Source organism: Polaromonas sp. P3_C2, from assembly GCF_056402675.1.
On record NZ_JBFUGX010000402.1, the window covers coordinates 1 to 3,933 of the forward strand.

At 62.9% G+C, this 3,933-nt stretch carries 6 protein-coding genes; 1 reads left to right on the forward strand and 5 read right to left on the reverse strand.

Annotation, left to right across the window (positions count from 1 at the left end):
- A partial coding sequence (locus AC1DWI_RS15930) for a helix-turn-helix domain-containing protein (protein WP_477725196.1) occupies positions 1–125 on the reverse strand: 125 nt, incomplete at its 3' end.
- A gap of 33 nt (positions 126–158) precedes the next feature.
- Positions 159–728 carry a DUF2975 domain-containing protein gene (locus tag AC1DWI_RS15935; RefSeq protein WP_477725194.1) on the reverse strand — a complete coding sequence of 190 codons (570 nt, stop codon included), beginning with the start codon at positions 726–728 and terminating at the stop codon, positions 159–161.
- Between the two features lie 214 nt (positions 729–942).
- Here AC1DWI_RS15935 and AC1DWI_RS15940 point away from each other — a divergent pair, with 214 nt between their 5' ends.
- A complete protein-coding gene (locus AC1DWI_RS15940) occupies positions 943–1,875 on the forward strand; it encodes a CoA transferase (RefSeq protein WP_477669400.1) in 933 nt (310 codons plus the stop codon).
- Positions 1,876–1,951: 76 nt separating this feature from the next.
- On the opposite strand, the gene AC1DWI_RS15945 is transcribed toward AC1DWI_RS15940, so the two are convergent.
- The 3 genes from AC1DWI_RS15945 to AC1DWI_RS15955 form a co-directional block, all read right to left on the reverse strand.
- Positions 1,952–2,794 (reverse strand): hypothetical protein, encoded by an 843-nt coding sequence (locus AC1DWI_RS15945; RefSeq protein WP_477669399.1) that lies wholly within the window; start codon positions 2,792–2,794, stop codon positions 1,952–1,954.
- 153 nt (positions 2,795–2,947) lie between these two features.
- A complete protein-coding gene (locus AC1DWI_RS15950; RefSeq protein ID WP_477669621.1) occupies positions 2,948–3,493 on the reverse strand; it encodes an RNA polymerase sigma factor in 546 nt (181 codons plus the stop codon).
- Positions 3,493–3,708: a YgaP family membrane protein gene (locus AC1DWI_RS15955; protein WP_477725195.1), complete on the reverse strand. Its 216-nt coding sequence runs from the start codon at positions 3,706–3,708 to the stop codon at positions 3,493–3,495. Before AC1DWI_RS15955 ends, AC1DWI_RS15950 begins: the two co-directional genes overlap by 1 nt.
- Positions 3,709–3,933 lie beyond the last annotated feature (225 nt).

Consider the following 3,933-nt stretch of genomic DNA (forward strand, 5'->3'; position numbering starts at 1 on the left):
CCCTTGACCTTGCCCTGCTTGAGCAAGGACAGGTTGGCTTCGGTGATGCCGACATACGCGGCCAGGTCTTTGGACCTGGCCTTGCGTTCAGACAGCATCACATCGAGCTTGACAACGATGGGCATGCGGCAAGCGGTGATCTGTGATCGGCGAAAGAGTCAGACGAACTGCGCGTTCTCTTCGGCCAGTGCCACTGCCCGCGCCATCACGGCGGCGATTTGCCAGACCATGCCGGCAAACAGCAGCGTCAGCAGTTCATTGCTGCCCATGCCCAGGGACAGCGCACGTTGGCCGGCCGGTGCGCCGGATGTCAGCACCAGGGTGATCAGCGTTGAAGACACCACGCTGGCCACCACCGACGCAAAAATACYGGCGGCAAAACCGCGCAGGTATTTGACAGTGCGCACACTGAAATATTCGGCCTGCGAAAAGCCGGAGAAGCAGCGCATGGCACACACCAGCCCGTACGACGCGCAGCACACCGGCAGCACGCCCAACAAGGCAGCAAAGCTTTTCTGGGCCAGCGTGACGTCAAGCGCCGCAGCCTGCGATGCCGACAACACAACCCCGGCGCGCAACAACAGGCTTTCAACGGGCGTACTGAGCAGGTGGTAAGCCACCGCCAGCGGCAATGCCACCGCCAGCAAGGCACAAGCCCAGGCCAGCACGCTGCTAATACCCTGAACATCCGGCCCGGCGGGGGCCATGGGAGTTGCCGTATTTTTCAAGGGAGCACCTCTTTGCCTTGTTTAAAGGCTTCCAGTGTCTCAGATTAATTACTGTTAAACAATAATTAATAGTCATAAAACAGAAATTTTCTTCCCCTCCAACCAACCGGCAATGACACCTGTGAAGCCGCCACTCAAGGGTTTGAGGTAAATTGACCCCACAACCGCCCGGTGCCCGACGCTTTGCGGCCCCCACCCGTTCACAGTGACCTCCATGCCGCCCTCACCCTCCAAACCCAACCCCGCCAAAGCGCTCCAGCCGATGCAGTCACTCAAGGGCGTGCGCGTGCTGAGCCTGGCGCTCAACCTGCCGGGCCCGGCCGCCCTGATGCGCTGCCGCGAGATGGGCGCCCGCTGCATGAAGCTGGAACCTCCGCCGCACGAAGGCGCGCCGGCCGGCGCATCGGGTGACCCGATGAAGCTCTACAACCCCACCGCCTATGCAACCCTGCATGCGGGTGTGCGCATCGCCACAGCCGACCTGAAAACCGAACGCGGCCAGACACTGCTGCACCGCGAACTGGCCCAAACCGATGTGCTGCTCACGTCGTTCAGGCCGGCGGCGCTGGCCAAGCTGGGGCTGACATGGAAAGCACTGCACAAACAGCACCCGCACCTGAGCCAGGTCGCCATCGTCGGCAGTCCGGGGGAACGGGCTGACGAGCCGGGCCACGACCTCACCTACCTCGCGCAGAACGACCTGATCACCGGTGTGGACCTGCCCGCCACGCTGTACGCCGACATGGGCGGCTCACTGATGGCCGGCGCAGCCGTGCTGCAGGCCGTGATGCACCAGCGGGCGAAGGGCAAAGGTGTTTTTCTGGAAGTGGCCCTTTCCGGCGCAGCGGCTTACCTGGCCCTGCCCCGCGCCTGGGGACTGACCCAGCCCGGCGCGGCAGTGGGCGGCGGACATGCGGGCTACCGCGTTTACCGCTGCAAGGACGGGCGCGTGGCACTCGCCGCGCTGGAGCCGCACTTTGCCGCGAGCCTGTGCGCGGCGGCTGGTATGGCGGCCTCCAGCATGAAGGCCATGTTTGCGCCCGCCATGCATGCGGCTATTGAGGCCTGGCTTCTGGGCAAGACGCGCAAGGAGCTGGACAAGCTGGCGCAGGACCAGGACATCCCACTGCATTCGCTATCAAATTAGGAGCTTCTTGCGCTTGTCCTTATTGATCAAACGGCCGATTTGATGCACGAACCGGATGCGCCGGTACCCTCGCGCATCAACATAGGGTGGAGGCTGCCGGCCGCCTTTGCCAGCGCTGCCCCAGCAACACCTGCCTGACGAAACCGTACAGGGCCCACAACAGCAGCAAGGGGATCACCAGCGTCTGCAGCACAAAAATCACAATGAGCCGGACGATGTGTTCGGTGGCCTGCTCGGCCGCCCGCTTAAGGTTCTCGAAGTGTTTTGTCACATCGCCGTTTTTTGCCAGCCAGTCTTTCAGGCTGTCCACCAGGCCGCGGTTGTCGGGTGCTGCGGCAGCCGGCGAATTGAGCTGGCTGGCCTTGCCGGTGGCGCTGTCGATCAATTGCTGGCTGGCGGCGTAGTCGGCCGCGAGGAATTTTTGCCACAGTATGTCGGTGCCCAGCGTGACCACCGGAACCGCAAAGCGCAGCATCAGCAGGATCACCAGCAGCCTTGACAGCCACAAAGGCACGTGCGGCCTGCGCAGGTAACACCACCACCAGCCCAGCACCGTGGCACTCAGCGCCAGCGATACCGGCCAGTAGCTGCCGATGCTGATCAAGGCTTTTTGAACGCCGAACGCGACACTGGCCGCCAGCATCAAATGCGAAAACTGCTCCACCAGGTCGTTGACCGGATCCAGGATTTGCCCCGGCGCAAACGTGACACCCACGCCGAAAGGCTGCACCGAAGCTTCGGTCCCCTGCGCCACCGAAATCACGCCGTTGAGCAGCCTGGCCGTGGCAAAACTCAGCAGCGCCCTTTTCAGGCCGGCATCCACCTGCCGCATGGCGGGGGCATCCAGCGGCGCCAGCCATGCGCAGGCCAGCACGGCGGCCATGGTGAAAGCGGCAAGTGCTTTGCGGGCAATGTCCATGGTGTCTCCAGAAGGTGTGAATGAAGCCAGGGCCAGTGGAAGGTCTGAGGCCTGGCGGCTTGCCTCCACTTATCTTGCCAGAGAACCCCATCACATGCGGCCATAACTACCCTCTCCTGCTGATCGCAAGGAATCCATGACGGTGAAGCGGCGTCATGCACCGGTCTTCACGCGGACAGCTCCATCAGGCCGCAGGTATTCACGCACCATCGCACGCGCCCGGTGAATGCGGCTTTTGGTGGCTTCGCGGGTGAGCTGCAGGCGCTGCGCTATTTCGGTGATGGTGAGCTGCTCCATGTCGCGCAGCAAAACCACCTCGCGGTACATCAGCGGCAGGGACTCCAGCGCACGGACCAGGTCGATGCGCAGTTCGTCCTGCGGCATCTGCGCAAAGTACTGGTCCTTGTCGTAGTCGGTAAGCGCCTGGGTGCCGCGCATCAGCGCAAGCGCCGGCAGCATGCACAGCCGCGCGATGATCTTGAACATCCAGCCGCCCAGGGCTGCGGCGTCGCGCACGGTGCCGACGCGGCGGTAGATGATGATGAGCGCCTCCTGCACCACGTCTTCGATGGCCGAGCCGCGGTGGCATTGGTAGCGGGCGTAACGGCGGGCATCGGGCTGCAGCTGCCGCAGCAGCGAAGCCAGCGCGGCCGGGTCACCGGCCTGCGCTGCGGCAAAAAGCGCCGTTTCAATGGCCATCACCAAGGGCCCGGCTTTTCCAGCTTGCGGCCCACCATGGCGCAAGCCGGGCAAAAACCCAACAGCCCTGTCAGCACTGCGACCACGCCGGCGCAGGCCGCGAGCAAACCAAGCGGCGTCACACCCAGCACCAGCAGGCCGCAAACGACCATCAAGGCGCCGGACACACCACGCGCCCACCGCTCTTTGGGCCCCACATTTTTGCGATAGAACATGAACTTTCCTTTAGCTGCCGTCAAAACCGCGGCATCGCTGCAAGGAGAGGTCATGCGGGCAAAAGGATTCACGTTGGGGAAAATATTGTTGAAATATTTGCTGGAATATCGTTCGCATGAAGAACCGGCCAAGCTTAGCCGGGCATGCCGGAGCTGCCGGGCTACTAATTCGCGCATTCCGGGGCTATCAATTCGATAGCTGCTCGCGCATGTTCCTATTGGGTC

Coding starts and splice junctions, on each gene's coding strand:
- AC1DWI_RS15940 (WP_477669400.1), top strand. CDS start 943: ATGCCGCCCTCACCCTCCAAACCCAACCCCGCCAAAGCGCTCCAGCCG.
- AC1DWI_RS15945 (WP_477669399.1), bottom strand. CDS start 2,794: ATGGACATTGCCCGCAAAGCACTTGCCGCTTTCACCATGGCCGCCGTG.
- AC1DWI_RS15950 (WP_477669621.1), bottom strand. CDS start 3,493: ATGGCCATTGAAACGGCGCTTTTTGCCGCAGCGCAGGCCGGTGACCCG.
- AC1DWI_RS15955 (WP_477725195.1), bottom strand. CDS start 3,708: ATGTTCTATCGCAAAAATGTGGGGCCCAAAGAGCGGTGGGCGCGTGGT.